The 17,660-nt window shown below is 55.3% G+C and carries 21 protein-coding genes; all 21 read left to right on the forward strand.

The window, feature by feature from the left end; all coding sequences use genetic code 11:
* Positions 1-10: 10 nt before the first annotated feature.
* The 21 genes from VDP81_RS02980 to VDP81_RS03080 all read left to right on the forward strand — a co-directional run bounded on the left by VDP81_RS02980 (position 11) and on the right by VDP81_RS03080 (position 17,628).
* Positions 11-265: a hypothetical protein gene (locus VDP81_RS02980; RefSeq protein WP_323011484.1), complete on the forward strand. Its 255-nt coding sequence runs from the start codon at positions 11-13 to the stop codon at positions 263-265.
* Between the two features lie 29 nt (positions 266-294).
* On the forward strand, positions 295-993 hold the full coding sequence (locus tag VDP81_RS02985) for a TrbM/KikA/MpfK family conjugal transfer protein (protein WP_323011485.1): 699 nt from the start codon (positions 295-297) through the stop codon (positions 991-993).
* 92 nt (positions 994-1,085) lie between these two features.
* The gene (locus tag VDP81_RS02990; RefSeq protein WP_323011486.1) at positions 1,086-2,054 is read left to right on the forward strand and encodes an IS5 family transposase; all 969 of its coding nucleotides are present in this window, start codon (positions 1,086-1,088) and stop codon (positions 2,052-2,054) included.
* A 461-nt stretch (positions 2,055-2,515) separates the two neighbouring features.
* The gene (locus tag VDP81_RS02995) at positions 2,516-3,190 is read left to right on the forward strand and encodes a lytic transglycosylase domain-containing protein (protein ID WP_323011487.1); all 675 of its coding nucleotides are present in this window, start codon (positions 2,516-2,518) and stop codon (positions 3,188-3,190) included.
* Positions 3,191-3,317: 127 nt separating this feature from the next.
* Positions 3,318-3,650, forward strand: coding sequence for a TrbC/VirB2 family protein (locus VDP81_RS03000; RefSeq protein ID WP_323011488.1), 333 nt, complete (start codon positions 3,318-3,320; stop codon positions 3,648-3,650).
* A gap of 8 nt (positions 3,651-3,658) precedes the next feature.
* A complete protein-coding gene (locus VDP81_RS03005) occupies positions 3,659-4,012 on the forward strand; it encodes a VirB3 family type IV secretion system protein (protein WP_323011489.1) in 354 nt (117 codons plus the stop codon).
* Between the two features lie 17 nt (positions 4,013-4,029).
* On the forward strand, positions 4,030-6,450 hold the full coding sequence (locus VDP81_RS03010; protein WP_323011490.1) for a VirB4 family type IV secretion/conjugal transfer ATPase: 2,421 nt from the start codon (positions 4,030-4,032) through the stop codon (positions 6,448-6,450).
* A 65-nt stretch (positions 6,451-6,515) separates the two neighbouring features.
* Positions 6,516-7,199: a type IV secretion system protein gene (locus tag VDP81_RS03015; protein WP_323011491.1), complete on the forward strand. Its 684-nt coding sequence runs from the start codon at positions 6,516-6,518 to the stop codon at positions 7,197-7,199.
* A 12-nt stretch (positions 7,200-7,211) separates the two neighbouring features.
* Positions 7,212-8,105, forward strand: a complete 894-nt coding sequence (locus tag VDP81_RS03020; protein WP_323011492.1) for a type IV secretion system protein — start codon at positions 7,212-7,214, stop codon at positions 8,103-8,105.
* A gap of 18 nt (positions 8,106-8,123) precedes the next feature.
* Positions 8,124-8,282, forward strand: coding sequence for a conjugal transfer protein (locus tag VDP81_RS03025; RefSeq protein WP_323011493.1), 159 nt, complete (start codon positions 8,124-8,126; stop codon positions 8,280-8,282).
* Positions 8,279-8,989 carry a type IV secretion system protein gene (locus VDP81_RS03030; protein WP_323011494.1) on the forward strand — a complete coding sequence of 237 codons (711 nt, stop codon included), beginning with the start codon at positions 8,279-8,281 and terminating at the stop codon, positions 8,987-8,989. Before VDP81_RS03025 ends, VDP81_RS03030 begins: the two co-directional genes overlap by 4 nt.
* Positions 8,990-9,021: 32 nt before the next feature.
* Positions 9,022-9,621, forward strand: a complete 600-nt coding sequence (locus VDP81_RS03035) for a hypothetical protein (RefSeq protein ID WP_323011495.1) — start codon at positions 9,022-9,024, stop codon at positions 9,619-9,621.
* A 66-nt stretch (positions 9,622-9,687) separates the two neighbouring features.
* The gene (locus VDP81_RS03040) at positions 9,688-10,983 is read left to right on the forward strand and encodes a TrbG/VirB9 family P-type conjugative transfer protein (RefSeq protein WP_323011496.1); all 1,296 of its coding nucleotides are present in this window, start codon (positions 9,688-9,690) and stop codon (positions 10,981-10,983) included.
* 2 nt (positions 10,984-10,985) lie between these two features.
* Positions 10,986-12,107: a type IV secretion system protein VirB10 gene (gene virB10, locus VDP81_RS03045; protein ID WP_323011497.1), complete on the forward strand. Its 1,122-nt coding sequence runs from the start codon at positions 10,986-10,988 to the stop codon at positions 12,105-12,107.
* A 34-nt stretch (positions 12,108-12,141) separates the two neighbouring features.
* Positions 12,142-13,128: a P-type DNA transfer ATPase VirB11 gene (virB11, locus tag VDP81_RS03050; protein WP_323011498.1), complete on the forward strand. Its 987-nt coding sequence runs from the start codon at positions 12,142-12,144 to the stop codon at positions 13,126-13,128.
* Positions 13,129-13,136: 8 nt separating this feature from the next.
* On the forward strand, positions 13,137-13,406 hold the full coding sequence (locus tag VDP81_RS03055; RefSeq protein ID WP_323011499.1) for a hypothetical protein: 270 nt from the start codon (positions 13,137-13,139) through the stop codon (positions 13,404-13,406).
* A 33-nt stretch (positions 13,407-13,439) separates the two neighbouring features.
* Entirely contained in the window at positions 13,440-14,087 is a 648-nt protein-coding gene (locus tag VDP81_RS03060; RefSeq protein ID WP_323011500.1) for an adenylosuccinate synthase, read from the forward strand.
* A gap of 103 nt (positions 14,088-14,190) precedes the next feature.
* Positions 14,191-15,027, forward strand: coding sequence for a hypothetical protein (locus VDP81_RS03065; protein WP_323011501.1), 837 nt, complete (start codon positions 14,191-14,193; stop codon positions 15,025-15,027).
* A 1,037-nt stretch (positions 15,028-16,064) separates the two neighbouring features.
* Entirely contained in the window at positions 16,065-16,511 is a 447-nt protein-coding gene (locus VDP81_RS03070) for a hypothetical protein (RefSeq protein WP_323011502.1), read from the forward strand.
* A complete protein-coding gene (stbB, locus tag VDP81_RS03075; RefSeq protein WP_323011503.1) occupies positions 16,508-17,257 on the forward strand; it encodes a StbB family protein in 750 nt (249 codons plus the stop codon). The genes VDP81_RS03070 and stbB overlap by 4 nt, the downstream gene beginning before the upstream one ends.
* On the forward strand, positions 17,254-17,628 hold the full coding sequence (locus VDP81_RS03080; RefSeq protein WP_323011504.1) for a hypothetical protein: 375 nt from the start codon (positions 17,254-17,256) through the stop codon (positions 17,626-17,628). The genes stbB and VDP81_RS03080 overlap by 4 nt, the downstream gene beginning before the upstream one ends.
* Positions 17,629-17,660 lie beyond the last annotated feature (32 nt).

Consider the following 17,660-nt stretch of genomic DNA (forward strand, 5'->3'; position numbering starts at 1 on the left):
GGATTTTTCTATGAACACAAATATTGTCATTTTTCATCGAATCGATGTGCCCTTCAGCCTCAGCGCGGTGATCGAGGTTTACGGAGGTTGCGGTGAAGGCTGGTCCGAGTGGCGAATCATCAACGAAAGCAAGACAGTGCAAGACACGGGATCTGAAGGCTCAAGCAGTTGCCCAGGTCGTCAGTACGGTAGCCCTCAAATAGCCCTACGAGATGCCTTGATGGTTGCCAGCGGCTTGCCAGATCCGTACATAGCTTCTCGATGATTCCTTCCCTCTTTTCTCAGGAGCTTTAGATGAATTATGCAATCCATGCGATGCAAATCGGCGCACTGGTCCTGTCCAGCGCCCTACCCATTTCTGCCATTGCCGATAACTCTTTAGGTGAGGTGCTAACGGGCGACACGCGCTTGGCTTGCGAAGCCATCCTGTGCCTCTCTTCCAGTCTTCGTCCAGCAGAATGCGCACCATCGCTTACCCGGTATTTTGGCATTCAGATTTTCAACAAGCACGGTCTTGATTGGCCAGCAACCGTTGACGCCCGTCGTGCGTTCCTGGGACTGTGTCCAGCAGGCTCAGAGCCTGGGATGCCTGAACGTCTGGATGCAATATCCAAAGGTGCTGGCAAGTGCGATCCGCAATCTTTGAATGCGACATATCGAAGTGTTGCCTACCGTTGGCGCATCATTGGCTATCAAAATTCTGGTGAAGGTGACCGCGCACCCATCTACGAAGTGCATGAAATCCAAACCGTGACCCCTGAAAAACTGCCGGGGTACTGCGTCACCTATAACGATCACGAATGGACATACGACCTGACGGTCAAGTATGTCGGCACTGCACTGCACGGGGGCTATTGGGTGAATGCGGCCAACTACTCAGCTGCTCTTGGTGAGTGGCAGGCAAACCATGGCAGCACTTTCACCGATGGCTGGACATTTTCCTGGACTGACCCAAGGGAAAACACCACTACTCGCCATAACGACGGCCGCTAAACAAGGGGGATAGATGCTAAGGAAGGTCTGAACAAGTCCCCTGGACCTGTCAGAATGTAGGTTGTTGAACGAGACCCAATCAGGAAGCCCCGATGAGCCAGTTGAGTTTTTCCGACGCCGAATTTGCAGGCAAGCGCAAAGTGACGCGCCGCGAGAAGTTCCTGGCCCAGATGGAACGGGCCGTTCCCTGGAAGGTCTTCGCCGACCTGGTCGAACCGCACTACCCGAAGGCCGGCAACGGCCGTAGGCCTTACCCGTTGGAAGTGATGCTGCGCATCCACTTCATGCAGCAGTGGTTCAACCTGTCGGACCCGGCGATGGAAGAGGCGCTGTACGACAGCACCTCGATACGCAATTTCGCCAAGCTCTCGCTCACGCGTGGCAGCATTCCTGACGAGACGACGATCCTGAACTTTCGTCATCTGCTGGAAAAACACGACATTGCAGCAGACGCACTGGAAGCGGTGAACTTGCTGTTGGCCGATCAGGGCATCACGGTACGCAAGGGCACGATCATCGATGCCACGATCATCGAAGCGCCCAGTTCTACGAAGAACGCCGCAGGCGCGCGGGATCCCGAGATGCATCAGACCAAGAAGGGCAATCAGTGGCACTTTGGCATGAAGGCCCACATTGGCGTGGACATGACCGGCCTGGTGCACACTGTGGTGGGCACGGCAGCCAATGTTCACGATGTCACGCAGGCCCATGCGCTGCTGCACGGTGAAGAAGAATTGGTGCTGGGCGATGCGGGCTACCGAGGAGTCCAGGATCGAGAGGAAAACCAGAGTCGCAACGTGCAGTGGCACATTGCCATGCGTCCGGGCAAACGCCGTGCGCTGGGCAAGAGCAACATGGGGCGGATGCTGGAGTCCTACGAACGAGCCAAGGCCAGCCTGCGCTCGCGGGTGGAGCATCCGTTTCGGGTGATCAAATGCCAGTTTGGATTTACCAAGGTGCGCTATCGGGGGCTGGCCAAGAACACGGCGCAGCTGAAGATGCTGTTTACGTTGGCAAACCTGTGGAAGGTGCGCCACCATTTGATGGCTACGGCGGGATAGGTGCGCCCGAAATGGGCGTAGAGGGCCCAAAACGGGCCTGTCAGGGCGGAAATCACCCTGATTCTGGCCTATTTTTGAGCAAAAGTTCTGCATTATGAAATTCAGGTCGATTGGGCTGGAAAAACAGATTCTGAAACCGGCTTGATCAGACCTTCCCTAACTTTCCAAGCCAACCAAGTACAACCAACGGCTGTTGATAACAAGCTGGCAGCACGTCAAGAAGTAGACCAGGGCCGAGACCCTTTAGACGCCTTGCATGATGCTGAAGCCCTACAAAAGGTTCTCCTATTTGTACAGCGTATCTTGCGCGACCCCAGCACGTCCTACCACCTGCGCGACCGAATCCGTGAGGATTTGGCCTGCGCGGACATGCTTCATGCCTTGGATCAAGCGAATCAGCTTGTACAGATCAACCAGGAGCGATGGGATCTGGTCGTTCGCGAATCAAGAAAGGTCGGGCCATGATCGCTGAATTTGCTGCATTGGCGATGGCGTGTGCCCCACAGGTCCACATCAGCACCCTGCATGCCCTGGTCCAAGCTGAATCAGAGGGCAATCCTTATGCCATCGGGGTGAATAGTGAGCCTCGCAAAACTCTGCGCCTTAAAAGCCATCACCAAGCCGTTACAGCCGCCAAGACTGCTTTGGCCCAGGGGCAAAATATTGATGCCGGGTGGGCTCAAATCAATTCAGCCAACTGGGATTGGCTGGGCCTGACGGCAGACACCGTGTTTGATCCCTGCACGAATCTACGGGCTGCTCAGGCAGTCTTGACCGAGTGCTACAAGCGGGCTTTAAAAACGCACGCAAGTGGCCCCCCTGCCCTCATGGCCAGCCTGTCTTGCTACAACACAGGAAACTTCAGAGACGGCCTGGCCAATGGCTATGTGCGGGGTGTTTATGCCCAGGCAAATGCCCCTATTCCTGCCATTGATCAATCCGGGCTGCCTCCGGTTCCTCCGCCATTACCGGGCACTTCCCCGCAAGCCCCTGCACCTGAAACCACAAGCGAAGGCATTGCGGACGGATTTGATGCAGCAGAAATCCAGGATGGCTTTACCAGCAACAACCTGGCTGACGGATTCAAAGACCCGCGCACAGAATCCAGCACACCGCCCAGCGATTCGACTCAATAAGCGCATTGCCAACGCCAAGAATTCAGGCTACCGGCAACTGCCCTCATCTTTTCATTTTCACTATCAACCTACCAACCCGGTTCGACCTGGCTTGGCCAAGCCAGGCGTGTCGGTTTCTGGAGCATATATGCCCAAACACACGATTGCATCCCACCCTCACCAGCCTTCTGGATTGCAGCGCAATTCAGCGCTTCAAAGGCTGATTCAATGCCTGCTGCTCACCATCTTGCTGACGACCAACGCGTACGCACAAGTCGGCGGATTGCAAAAGACCACGACCTTTTTGCAGATGATCGAGTCCGAAATTCACATCATCGTCCCGATCATCGCAATCATTGGCGGGCTGGTGCTCGTCGCGCTCTATATGAACGACATGATCCGAAAAGACACCCTGATCCAGTGGTTTATCGGACTGGTTATCGCGACGATGATCGTTGAAGTTGTTGCATTTGTATTCTAAGAACAGCCATGGACCTACCCACTTCATCTGACCCCGTCGCGGTCCAGCTTGACACCACCCACAGCTACGTTTTCAAGGGGATACGCCGATCAGCCACCATCCTGGGCATCCCCCTATGGCCAGCAGCCATTGCGTTTTGCACGGTCTGGATCATTCAGATGTTTGGTGGCCTGGTTTGGTGGCTACTGCTGCCCGCAATTTTTCCGACCATGTGGATGATCACCAAGTACGACGACAAGGCCTTTGGCATTTTGTGGCTAGGCCTGAAGACGCGCTGGAGCAACGCCAATAAACCGTTCTGGAAGGGATCTTCCTATACGCCACAAACCTATTCGCGTAATCGGCCCTGGCGCCGACGCTAACCAAGGGAGCTAAACCGATGTCTTTGGCATTGCAATTACGCGAACGCAGCTTGGCTCAATACCTGCGCTATTCGCACCACGTCACTCCTAGCATCATCTCTTGCGGAAATCTGGAATACATGAGTGTATTTCGCCTCTCCGGTCGGTCCTGGGACGCAGCCCCCATTGAGGAGCAACGCGAATGGAATAATGCCTTGCACACTTCTCTTTTGGGTCAGCGCTTCGGTGCCACGGGATTTCATACGCATATTGTGCGTAGACAAATTAATGATTATCCCCACAGCGAGTACAAGCAGCCCTTTGCTCGGCGGTTTGCCAGTCGCTATGCGGCGCAATTTGACGAACGTGCGCTGATGATCAATGAAATCTATTTCGCGATTCTGGTACGCCCCGAGGCCGACCCTGTGCTGGGCAAGTTGGCCAAGATGGAAAAATCGACTGCATCGCAGATCGAGGCTTGGCAAGCTGAGCTTGTAGAACGCCTAGAGGGGATCAATAAATCGTTTGAGTCGGCTTTCAGCCGATACGATCCTGAGGTACTAGGGGTTGTTGAACGCGACGGTATGGCGTACTGCCAAATCCAGGAATACCTGGCATTGATTCTGAATGGCCATCCCGTGGCCATGCCTGTGACACGCGGAAAAATTGCGGAGAATCTCCCGGTTGCTCGCCCGATTTTCTCTCAGTGGGGCAGCCTGGCGGAATTGCGTCATTTGGGCTCGGTGCGTACATTCGGAATGCTGGAAGTTCGAGACTTGCCTGAAAAACTGCGCCCAGGCCACCTGGATGCATTGCTGTCTGCCCCCTTTGAGTTTGTGCTTTCACAGTCCTTTGGGACTTTTTCTAAAGCGCAGGCGTTGAAATTGGCCGAACGCCAGCAGCGACTGCTGCGTGACTCAAAGGACTTCTCGAAGTCGCAAATCTTGCAGCTGAACACGGCACTGGATCACATTACCGCAGGCCGCATGGGTCTGGGTGATCACCAGGCTACGCTGCAGATCTTTGGTGGTGACTCTCAACAGGTCAACAGTGCATTAGGCAAAGCGGCAGCCATATTCTCGGATATGGGGATCAAGGCCCTCCCGCTTGGGACTGCTCTAGAAGCCGGTTTTTGGTCCCAAATGCCTGGCAATTGGGACTGGCGCCACCGTCCCGACGGCTTGTCCAGTGAAAACTTCCTGGATCTGAACAGCTTTCATAACCAGTTGTCTGGGAAACCCACGGGCAACCCGTGGGGTCCGGCCGTGGCGATGTTCAAGACCACATCGGGTGCGCCTTACTTCTTTAATTTCCATACATCATTGGATGAGGTGGACGAAACGGGCAAGCGCCGCCCAGGCAACACGGCAATAATCGGTAAAACCGGCACCGGGAAAACTGTGCTGCTGGGGATGCTGGTCACCATGGCTCAAAAATTCGGCACCTCCTTAGTGGCTTTGGATAAAGACCGAGGGCTGCAAGTGACGATCATGGCCCTGGGCGGGCGTTACTTCGTCATGCGCTTGGGGGAGGCAACAGGCTGGGCTCCATTGCAGCTACCGCAAACCCAAAGAAACTTGGCATTCATGCGTCGATTGATTGCTCATTTGGCAGCGTCACGCGGCGAACTGGTGACCACGGCTGACATGCGGCTCATTACCGAAGCACTCAATGGGCTCATGAAGATGGATCGTTCTGCGCGTCGCATCTCAACGCTCCTGACATTTTTGCCGTCAGTTTCTTCAGAGGGGCGAACGAGCGTGCATGACCGCTTATTGCCTTGGTGCGAAGGCGGTGACTATGGTTGGATGTTCGATGGACATACCGACACACTGGATCTGGGCGACGAGTCCAGTCACGATCAAATCACCGTTGGTTTTGACCTGACGGAGCTTTTTGATGATCCGATCGCCCGCAGTGCGGCAACCCTCTTTCTGGATCAACGAATCGCAGTCATCACCAATGGGCGCCGGCTGATCAAACTGGTGGATGAGTGTCAGCACCCTCTCGGTGATAAGCATTTTGCAAAAAGTATGCGAGACGACAGTCGCACCATCCGAAAGAAAAATGGGGTGCTGTGCTTTTGCACGCAGGAAGTAGCTGCACTACTTGAAGTGCCTGAAGGTCAAAGCCTGATCGACCAAGCAGCCACCAAATGCTTCTTGCCCAACCCCACGGCCAAATGGGAAGAGTTTTCTCGCTTGGGTGTCACACGCTCTGTCTTCGATCTGATCAAGTCGCTCGGCGAACATTCTCGGCAAATGGTGGTCCAGCAAGGCTCCAGCATCACCGTGGTCGATATTGGTCTGCCGGGCTGCGAAGACGAACTGCTGGTCTTCAGTGGCAGCGAAGACCTGGCCATCATCGCTGAAGCCGCCGTCGCTGAAGTGGGACCTGACCCCGAGGTCTGGCTACCGGTTTACTTAGAGCGTGCCCGCATTGCCTTGAAAAGCCACTAATCCTTTCGCTGTTCCCGCTTGACGGACCGGCTGCCGGTTCGTATCCACACCCTACAGGAGTTTTTATGAAAACCACCTTTACCCGTCTGGTATCGGCTGCATTGCTGTGCCTGTCATTTAGCTTTTCCGTTCCTGCCGGCGCTCAAGGCATTCCGGTGATCGATGCTGCCTCAATCCTCAAATTCATCGAGCAGATCGCATTGGCAAAAAACCAACTGGATATTGCGACCCGTCAGATTCAAGCGCTGACGGGGGGCCGCGGCCTGGGGATGATCATGAATGATCCCAGCATCCGCGCAACCTTGCCCCAAGATGTGCGTGACCTGCTTGGCCAGCTTGATGGGGCCATGTCCGGGTTGGGGGCATCCACAGAATCGATTCTTTCTCAGGTGCGTGAGCCAGTGACCGACTTTAAATCTGAACGCGCCCAGCTCTACGAACGCAGCGAAGAACTCTCTGCCCGCATGCAGGCCCTGAACCAGGCGGGCTATGAGGCGTTGAACAAACGCTCTGCTCAAATCGATGGCTTGCAACAACAAATCGACCAGACCCAGGACCCAAAAGCAATTGCCGAGCTGCAGGCCCGCATCCAAATCGAACAATCCAACATTGCGATTGAACAGCAACGCCTCGATGCTGGACGCAAGCAATTGGAATCCGAAAAGGAACTACTGGCTCACCGTACCAGGCGTGTCTACAGCGGCTGGTTTACGGCCCCTTTGCGCCCCGGTGATCAGACCGGGAATTAACAAGGAATACCTATGGATATCCCAGCGCCGCAAATTGAACGGATCGATGAGTGGCTGTTTTCAACAGTGGATGACATTCTGATCGATGTGGTCGCTCAATCAGTCAGCAATCTAACTGAAGTCATTTACGAGCCATTGACGCTGTTTGTGACCATTTCACTCATGCTCTACGCTTATGCAGTAATGCGCGGCCTGATTCAAGAGCCGATCAGTGATTTTTTTTGGCGCGCCACCAAAATCTCCATTGTGTCCAGCATAGTCTTTACTGGTGGAGTTTATGCAAAGGACATAGTAGAGATTTTGATATCACTTCCTAACGACCTTTCAGCTGCCGTGTTGGGTCAACAAGGACTAAACAACATAATTTCGGACATGTTGAATGAGATAACAAAGGTTTCTAAATCAAGTTTTGAGAAAATTGATTTTTGGAGTGATATTCCTCTAAGCCTCTTATTAGTTGCATCCGTCGTCATCATGACCCTTTGCGCCTCCTTTCTAGCTGTCGTCAGTAGCCTGGTATTGATTGTGGTGAAAGTCAGCATGGCGCTGCTGGCATGTGTCGGCCCAATCTTTATCGCTTGTGCTGTATTTGATTACTCCAAAGGATTGTTTGATAAATGGGTAAGCCAATGCATCAACTACACAATGCTCGGACTTCTTTTTACGTTGCTGTTTCAAGTGGTCATGAAATTAAATCTGACATTAGTCAGAGCATCAGTTGGTTGGATAGACGGCGGCAATGTGCAAGTCACCGCCATTATCTTTGCCTATATTTTTGTCTTTGGCGCAAGTATTTATATTTTCCTGCAATTGCCCACAATTGCATCCGCCCTTTCTGGTGGCTTTGGGCTGCAATTTGCAAGCCCGACCAGCATGATCAAAAACGCTTTCAAAAGCAAAAAATAACTCTGCGGAGTCTTTCCCATGAAAACCTTTTTTCTGGCCACGGCCTTGACCCTGGCCGGGTCTTTGTCTGCCTGCTCGTTTATTCCTCCCAAGGCTCCTGTGCCAGCCGATAGCACCCGTATTCCGGTCAACGCCACACCGCCGGCACCCGCCATCCAGGCAGGAGACTCACTATGAATATGTTGGAAGCTGTTGAAATGGCTGAACGCGATCGGGGGCTTGAGCGCGATCTCATATCCGAAATCACAAAATCGCGCAAAACTGCCTGGACCATTGCCATCGTGGCCCTGTTCGTGGCTGCGGTTGCCGTGGGCGCGGTCGCCATGCTGACTCCGCTCAAAGCCCCTCCGGAAATGTACGTTGTGCGCGTCGATGATGCTACCGGCAGGGTCGAGCATGTCAGTCGCCTGGGCGTTGCTGCCCAGGATTATGGCGAGCGCATGGCCCGCTACGACCTGAACCGATATATCCAGAACTGCGAAAGCTACGACTGGTACACGGTGCAATCCAAATATGACACCTGCCTGCTCTTATCGGCGCCAGGCCCAAAGGAAGTCCATAAAAAACTGTATGACGTCAATGATCGCAATAGCATCATCAATCGTCTTGGGCAAGGCAGCTACATCGAGGTCAAGGTGCATTCGATCACCTTTTCTCAGGAAGGCTTCGGCGACAACAAATCATCCACGGTTGCCACCATCCGGTTTTCAAGGGCAGAGAAATCCACCAATGGGATCGGCAACAACAAGCTGCCCGAGAGCCTGGTAGCCACGATTGGGTACTACTACACCGACGCTGCCATGAATGAAGAGGCAGCACGAATCAATCCATTGGGGTTTCAGGTGCTGCGCTACCAGGTCGACGATGACCTGACGCGGTCTTGATCCTGAAAGCCCCATGTTTTGGAGACGCGAAAATGACAAAAGCAGAAATTGATCGCCTGGCCGCGCAGCTGCAGGCGATGCGCAGCATTGGTGACATGCACGGCCCCCAAGGGGAAGCCTTGCGCCGCGACCTGGCCCGCCTGGCCCGAGAGGATCTCTACATGGCCAACCGGCTATTTGACACCCACGTGCAAGCGTCCTTGCGCGAGCAGCCCGGCGTGAAGCCCATCACGCTGAAGGTTGCAACCTTGATCGAGCGTCACTATGAGGGTCGTGCGCGTGAAGCCCGACCTCCCGTCCAGATATATAGCGAGCGTGATGCCGAAATCACGCAACCGAAATCTGGGCGAGCTTATGAGGGCGAGGTGGTTGGACGCACCCCCGACTTCATTGTCCAAAAAGTGGATGACGATTATGTGCTGCATCGCCACGCAAATCTGACGCTAGATCCTTCGATTCTGAAAGATAACGTCAGCATCCGCTACCCCTTCACTGGGCCAACGGCCATGGGCCTGGTTCGCGAACGCAACCTGACGGACCACCAGGCACTGAGCCAGTTGGCCAAGTCGGCGCATCAAAAGGACATCGGCATCAGCCACGAAGCCAAGTCCACGCCTGAGCTATCTCGGTAAGCCTGGCAGTGTTCGCATCACATCCACCGCAGCAGCGCCCGTGCGGGCGCTGCAGGAACCTACAGAATGAATAAATTGCACACATTTGCATTGGCGATTGCTTTAGCAGGCGTCTTTACACCCACCACGGTGACGTGGGCTTTGGATGTGCCTAAGTCTTTCAAGGCTGACTCGCGGGTTCGTCACGCCAGCTACAACCCGGAGAACGTCATCCAACTGGACGCGGTGCTGGGCGTGGCGACCATGATTGAGCTTGAGCCTGGCGAAGAATATGTCTATCACGTTTATGGCGATAGCAAGGCGTATGCATTTACCACGCGCAATAACTACTTGTTTTTTAAACCCATTGCGGAACAGGCCGACAGCAACCTGCTGGTTTTGACAAATCGTCGTAGTTACCAATTCAAGGTGAACTACCACGAAGAAAGCAGCAAGGCTTTGTACAAACTGACGCTGCGCTATCCAGACAGCGAAGCTGCAGCGGCGCAAGAGTACGAGCGTGCCCAACAAATCGACAGCCGGTTGGCCCAGACACAGGCCTCCGTGAATTGGCAAACATACACCATGGGTGGTGATTTAGGCCTGGCACCGATCCATGCTTGGGATGATGGCCGCCAGACGTGGCTGCAATTCCCTGCGAGCGCAGAGTTGCCAGTGGTTTACCGGGTGACGGGGGACGGCCAGGAAACGGTCGCGAATTTTCACATGGCGGGTGCCCGCACAATGGTGCTGCATCACACGGCTGCCCACTGGCATTTGCGGGCCGGGTCCATGGTGCTCGCGATCCATAACGAAGGGTTTGGCACGCAACCTATTGCGCTACAAACCGGCACGATCTCCCCTCAAGTTGAACGCTCGGTGGTCGGTGCCACGCCGGCTGCGCCAGTGCTGGAAGATCGTCCTTTGGAGCAAATCCCTGTCTTGGCCAACATGCCTGCAGCAACAGCTGCGCCCACCTCCGCGTCCCCGGTGCCCGTGGACGATGCATCAGTCGAAAGCAACCATTCGCAAGCAGCAATGCCGTCCACAGCCACCACGCCGGTGCCGTCTGCCTCGCTTTCAGCCCAACAGACAGATCCTGGCGCTACCCCCAAAACGCTTGCAACGGGCGGAGAATTTGTGGGGCAAGCCGGTGGCGATCAGCGCCTGATGCCCACCAAGATTCAAATCGAGGGAGAGGTCACGCTGATGCAGTTTGGGGATTTTGTGCCTGGCATTTTCATTTTGGATCAAAACGGCTCTGATCAACTGGTCGGTATGGATTTTCGCCCAGGCAATCTGATTGCCGTCCAGGCAGTGGCTGATCGTTGGCATCTGCGCCACGGTGGATCGTCGCTTGTGCTGGTGAAAAAGGAACCCTGAGAATGTTCAAACGAAAGAAACAGGCACAGACGATTGATGCCGCCTCCGAGCTTGCCAAAATCGAAGGGGAAATGGGACCAAGTCAGTTCATGGACACACGGCGTGCCTTACCGCCTGGCACGCGCTTGTTCATGCTAGTCATCCTGCTTATCGGCCTAAGTGTTGCCGGCCTATTTACGTGGCGTATGGTGCAGCGTGCGGGCCTGGATAAGCCCCAATCTGCTAAGTCCACGGATCGACTGGAATTGGATGCAACCGCACTTAGGAAGCCGCTTCCGCCACCCCCAGTCGAGATAGCCCCTCCAGCACCACCTATCGAGCCCTGGAAAATGCCTGAGATGCCGACTGTGGACATGCCCACCATCGATCCGATTAAAACCAGGCGTCTAAGCAGCCCTTTGAATCTCGATTCTGAGTCTGGCCAGGAAGGTGGCAGTACTGCCAGCGGTGGAGCTGGCCAATCCGCTGATGCTGGGCCTCTGGCTGACAAGCTTCGTCCGCTAGAGCTGTCTCCTGCCTCAGCAAGCATGCAGGGAGATCGCGACATGCTGCTTAGTCAAGGAACCCATATCGACTGCACGCTGATCTCGCGTGTCGTCACCACTCAGCCCGGCATGATTACCTGCATGGTTCCCACGGAAGTGTGGTCATCCAGCGGGCGGGTCGTTTTAGTGGATGCTGGGACTGTACTGACTGGGTATCAGACGGGAGACCTTAAACAGGGCCAAGACACGATTTTCGCGACTTGGTCCACTCTGCGAACGCCTGCTGGCATAGTGGTGCCCCTGAACTCGCCCGGCACCGGTCCGCTGGGTGAGGCGGGGATCAGTGGCCACGTGGACACTCATTTTGGGGAACGATTTGGCAATGCCATCTTGTTTAGCCTGGTGGGCGACTTTGGTGCGTGGGCAGCAGAGCAAGGCAGTCGCAGCCGCGGAGACGGTACTTCCATCCAGCTAAACAATACTCGCGAAGGCACCACCGAGGTCATCAGCAAGGTCTTGGAAAATTCCATGACTATCCCCCCAACTCTTTTCAAAAACCAGGGCGAACGCATTGGTGTCACCGTCGCCCGCGATCTGGACTTCAGCAGTGTCTACAAACTCAGCTCCCTCACTCGCTAGTTCTTCGCGCAACCCGATAGCGGTGCGCCACTTCATGGCACCGCTTCTGTCCTTGCTCGCTGATGCTGCAGTGACAGAACTCGCGATCGTTCGTCCAAGTGAAGTTTTTGTCCGGGTTCGCCGTTCTTGGGAGCGTCACGACATGCCGGAGCTGACAGAAGAGCACCTGGGCAATCTGGCCAAGGTCTTGGCGGTGTTCAATGGGTACGACCCGGCAACACCGATACTATCGGTGCAATTTCCAGATGGCGAACGCGGCCAAATCGTGCGCCCGCCTGCCTGCATTGATGGCACGTTCTCTGTCAATATCCGCAAGCACTCGATGGTGGTCAAAACCCTAGAGGACCTGACCACAGAGGGTGCCTTTGCCTCTTGGAAGGACGTAAGCCATGCATCTGGCGTCCAGAGCGCCCAGCCTGATCTACCGGCTGAAGACCAGGAGCTGCTATCGCTGAAAAATTCTGGCGATATTCCTGGCTTTCTTGAAGCGGCCATCCATCATCGACGAAACATCCTGGTATCGGGCGCGGCCAATGCAGGCAAAACCACTTTTGCGCGCTCGCTGATCGAGCGCGTACCGACGGCCACGCGCGTTCTCACAATCGAGGACACGCACGAACTGTTTTTGCCTAATCACCCAAACCGGGTGCACCTGCTGTACGCCAAAAACCCTGGGCCTGGCCAAATTTCAGCAGCCATGTGCGTCGAGTCGGCCATGCGCATGACGCCAGACCGGATTTTCCTGGCCGAACTGCGCGGGGACGAAACCTGGGAATACCTACAGGCCTTGAACACTGGCCATCCAGGCTCGATCTCCACCACTCACGCCAATAGCCCGTGGGATGCATTCATGCGCCTGGCGCTGCTGATCAAGTCCTCAGAATCAGGTCGCGGACTCGACCTCCCGGCCATTCAGGCCTACTTGCTATCCACAATCCATATCGTGCTGGGCTTCGAGAATTTTGCGCTGAAGGAGCTTTATTTCGACCCTGCGTATGCAAGATCACGTATTGGACTATAGGACCCCATATGAACGCTCCCTTTGAAGGCGTGGGCTACGCAGCCCAGGCATACGCCATCATGCAAAAAATTCATGACAACTACATAGGCCTGGGGTTATCTCCCAAGCAGCTGGCCCAGCAAATTGACCAGGCCTACCCGTGGCAAAAACGTCGAGGTTGGAAATACAAATGTTGGCTAGCCGCCCGTCGTGAGTTTTTCACTCGCAACCAACTGCCAGGCATCCGGGCCTCGCGCACGATTCGAGCCGTTGCCCAAGAGCGCAATCTCCTGTCTTAGCGCTTGTCGATTCACCACTTAATTGGAGGCAGCATGACTCATAAAGACTTGTGCACTCTGGCCCTGAAGTGGCTCAAGCGCCCGAACAGTGCGGGCGGCCCAGGCTGCGCCGTCGCGGTCAGCGAGTGCCGTACAGGCTGGGCTGGTGAGGTGCCGGATGCAATCGGTTTTCGCTACACCGGCCATGCCCCCAGAGACGGTAGCGTGCTGGTAGAGGTCAAGGTATCCCGATCTGATTTCCTGGCTGATGCGAAGAAGCCTCATCGGATCAGTGGTGGCGTCGGCTCCTGGCGCTACTACATGGCCCCTGAAGGCGTGCTTCAGCTATCCGATCTGCCGGATGGCTGGGGCCTGCTGGAGGTCAATGGCCGTGGGCATATCAAAATCCGCGCCGGACACGCCGTGCATTTCAAGGGCCGTCACGATGAATATATCCGGCAGGCTGCGCTGTGGCGCTTTCGGGATGTGGATCTCTTGCGCGAGCAGTTTTTACTGGTGCGCACCATCGCCAATGCAGGCGACCCACAGAAGGTTCTGGACGTGCTGCGCGACGCAAGCAATCGGAATGCCCGCTTGCTGGCCGAGGTAGAGCGCCTGCGCAACAGGAATCAAAAACTGTATGCAGAGGTGGTCGCTGGGCGGCCTGATCCTGGCGCACCGATTCCCCGGAAGGTGGCATAAAGCACATCTCATCTTCCACGTAACCCCAATTTCCCTCGCTTGTCCCACCCCTTATCGATTTTCGTACACGATATTTGTCAAATAAAGAATAGGAGTTATCCCCATGAGCGTCGCGGCCGTCAACTGGGCATTTCAACAACCCATTACCCGATCATCCTCAAAATTCATACTTGTGACACTGGCCAACCTTGTACGCCACGATGCCCCAGCCTGGTTGATGTTTGGTTCAACTGACTATCTATCCAAGGCAACAGGGTTAAACCGCAAAACAGTGCTCGATGCCATGCAGCGACTGCGTGAAGCAGGTTTAATCGTGGATACGGGACGTACAGCCGGTGGCAACCTGTGCATCCCTATTTATCGACTGGCCGGCTGTCCAGCGTCGCAGAAGCAAACCCCCGACCAGCAGGCGCCTCACCAGGGCGAGTTGATCCCCGAAGAAGCCAAAGAGCCAACAGAGCCCGAAAGTCCCTCAAGCAACGATCTGCAGCCGGCGCCGCTGAGCGTGTGTCAGTCCAGTACCTTCATCAATGCCGGCGCACCCGGCACGCCGTTGCCCGGAGTGTGGAGCTTGCCGCCTAGTTGGCGAGTCTGGGCGAAAAAACAAAGGCCGAAGTGGTCTGATGCAAAGATTGATTCTGTGGCTGCAATTTTCCATGCCCACTGGACATCGGAGCCTGGCCAAAAAGCCGAGAGTCAGGATTGGTATGCAGCTTGGCGCCGCTGGGTGCTGAGAGAACTGGAGCCTAAACAAGCAGTAGGCCTACCCCCTCTTGCGTCACAATCATCAGTCCCCCCTGATTACGAGGCGATAGGTGCCGAACTTCGTGCTCTGGTGAACCAGCATTCGCACCAACCTTCGACAAAAAATAATGGGACCAGTACCGAAAACGGGCCTAGCCCAATTTTTCATGCCACTGGTACCGAAAACGGACTTTAACCAGTACCGAAAACGGACTTTAACCAGTACCGAAAACGGACTTTAACCAGTACCGAAAACGGGACACAATAGGGTTTATAGGGTTTATAGGGTTTATAAAAAGGAGTCGCGTGCGCATCCGCGTGGTAGCCGTTGCGGCAAGCCGTCGCATTTGTCCGCCTACCCTTCGGTCGCTGCGCTCCCTTCGCCCCGACGCCTGCGTCGTCGGCCTATGACATCAGTCCCCCACCCTACGGGCGGGGAAGCAGTAGACCCCCTGCCTCACGGGCTAGCACCCTCCCAACAAACACACCTTGCTCCATCACATGTCTTTTGGATGCAAGTCCCCGTGCCTATGGCCCGGGGAACGCTACGCCCCTGCCGAGCCTTCTTGGTGATTACCTCTCACAAAGACGACCATCGCCCTATCCCACTGGCGGCGGGGCTGCTGCCCCCCGTCCAGGCCTTCGGCCTGCCGCCTCGCCCCCCGGAGGGCGCTAGCGCCCCTCCCCCGCCCTAACGGGCGCGGCACCCACCTCGCAACTTCGACACGCTTACAGCGTGTCGGAGGTCTGCAGTTGGTGAGGCGATTTTCCCCTGCTCAGTCCTCGCGCCTAGCCAGCACCCTGGCGACGGCCTCGGGGTCCCCCAGAACGTTCTGAGGATCATGCAAGTGACAAATGAAGAAATCGGCCGGCTATCAAGCTGGCTCGCGACCATTGCGGAAATGCGTGGCCGCCCACCTCCATCACCGGCCGTTCAGACCGTTTTCATCCGGCTCCTAAGCGAGTATCCCTACGATGTGGTCGATCAGGCGATTTTGGCCCATCTGGCAAGTCCTGCAGGTGCATACACATCCCCACTGCAGCCTGCCCAAATTATTGAGCACATCAATAGGCGCTGGCAGCCATCAACCCATGCCCCATCCCAAAGCGCTGGCCACGAACTTCCACCAGTACCAAAGCCCGAAGGCCGCGCCTACTTGGAAATCATCAAGACGCGTCTGAGCACCCCGCTTCAGGCTGACCCAGATGACGCCACTAAACAGGAAAAAACTTATGAGGATACAGAGCGAAGACCAGGCAGTAATTGCCAAACTCGAAGCGCTCAAACCGAAGAGCATCATCGGTCGGCTCAGGCCTCTTTTGCCAACCATTGACCGTTTATTGCAAACCGGCCTGACGCGTGCCGAGATCCTTGCAGAACTGCACAACGCTGAAATTCCAGTATCCAAACTGTATCTGGACACGGTGATTCAGCGATATCGGAAAAAGCTCAAATCAGCGCCAATTCCCTCCCATGGCCTCGCGCCGACCAACCCCACTTCAAGCCTTTCCTCTCACCAGGGAGCATTACCCACGCACCCAGCACCCGGTTCATTGGTTGAATCATCCTCTGCTGTGCCATCAGTACACAACAAGGGGGATCTAGCCCGTGTACGCAGGCGCACACCCGACTTAAACGAACTTGCCCAACTGGGCAAAAAACACAGGACCAAATTATGAAAGTTGTCACTCTCAATTATTCCGGCTCAGTCGGCAAAACAATGGTGGCCAGCCATTTGCTGGCACCACGCATGAATGAAGCCAAGATTTTCGCTGTGGAATCCACCAATGAGTCAGCTCAGGATCTGGGCCTGGTGGCCGACCAGCTGCGTGGCGAGCATTTTGGGCGATTGTTTCGCGAACTTCTCACGCTTGACAATGCCATCGTCGATGTCGGGGCCAGCAACATTGAAGCTTTTTTAGATCACCTGATGAAGTATGACGATAGTCACCTGGAATTCGATTATTTCGTATTGCCGGTCATCGGCAGTGGCAAAGCCCAGCGCGAAACCATCACGACCATTGAAACCTTATCTGAGCTGGGGATTGAAGCCTCTCGAATTCGGGTCATATTTAACCGGGTAAACGCAGATGTGCATGATGAGTTTCCGGCTATCTTCGGCCATCAGATCGCGTATGCCAAATTCATTGCCAACGAATCTGCAGCCGTCTATGACAACGAGGTCTTTGATCTTTTGGCGGCGGCCAAGACCACGATTAATGCGGTCTTGAGCGACGAGACGGACTATCGCCAGTTGCTGCGCGAAACTGACAAATCCAATGCGGCCGAGGTCTCGCGCCTGGCCAACTGCCACGCACTGAAATCCCTGGCGAGGCCGGTGGTGAGAAATCTTGACTTGGCCTTTAGCGCACTATTTGCAGCGCCGGCAGGGAGCACGCCCTCCACAGCAAGGAAGCGGTCATGAGTGAGGCCTCCGACCCCAGGTCCAAGCTGGATGTCATCTACCGGGATGTTATGGGCGAAGTGGGGACCCTGGTAGAGGCACTTGGCCAAGTTTCGCAGACGGTCAATTCTTGCATTGTTGAAGCCAAAAAATTGCCCATGGATGTGCGTCAAGTCGTTGGCGAAACCAATAGACGGCTGAACGATGAGGCCATGCAGGAAATGGCCCGCGTCTGCCAGCGTCTTGAAGCACTGATGCAGCTTACAGAACAACATCGCCGATCAGTTATGTACACCCATAAGCGCCTGGTGGCCCTAACCGCCATCTTGGGCGGTACTGCCGGGGTGCTGGGTGGCTTACTGGCCGCTGCCCTCTGGCTGTCACTTAGCTAACCAGATCTGCACGTCAAGCAAATTTTATCAAT

It is taken from the genome of Castellaniella sp., assembly GCF_034675845.1.
Classification (GTDB): Bacteria; Pseudomonadota; Gammaproteobacteria; order Burkholderiales; family Burkholderiaceae_B; genus Castellaniella.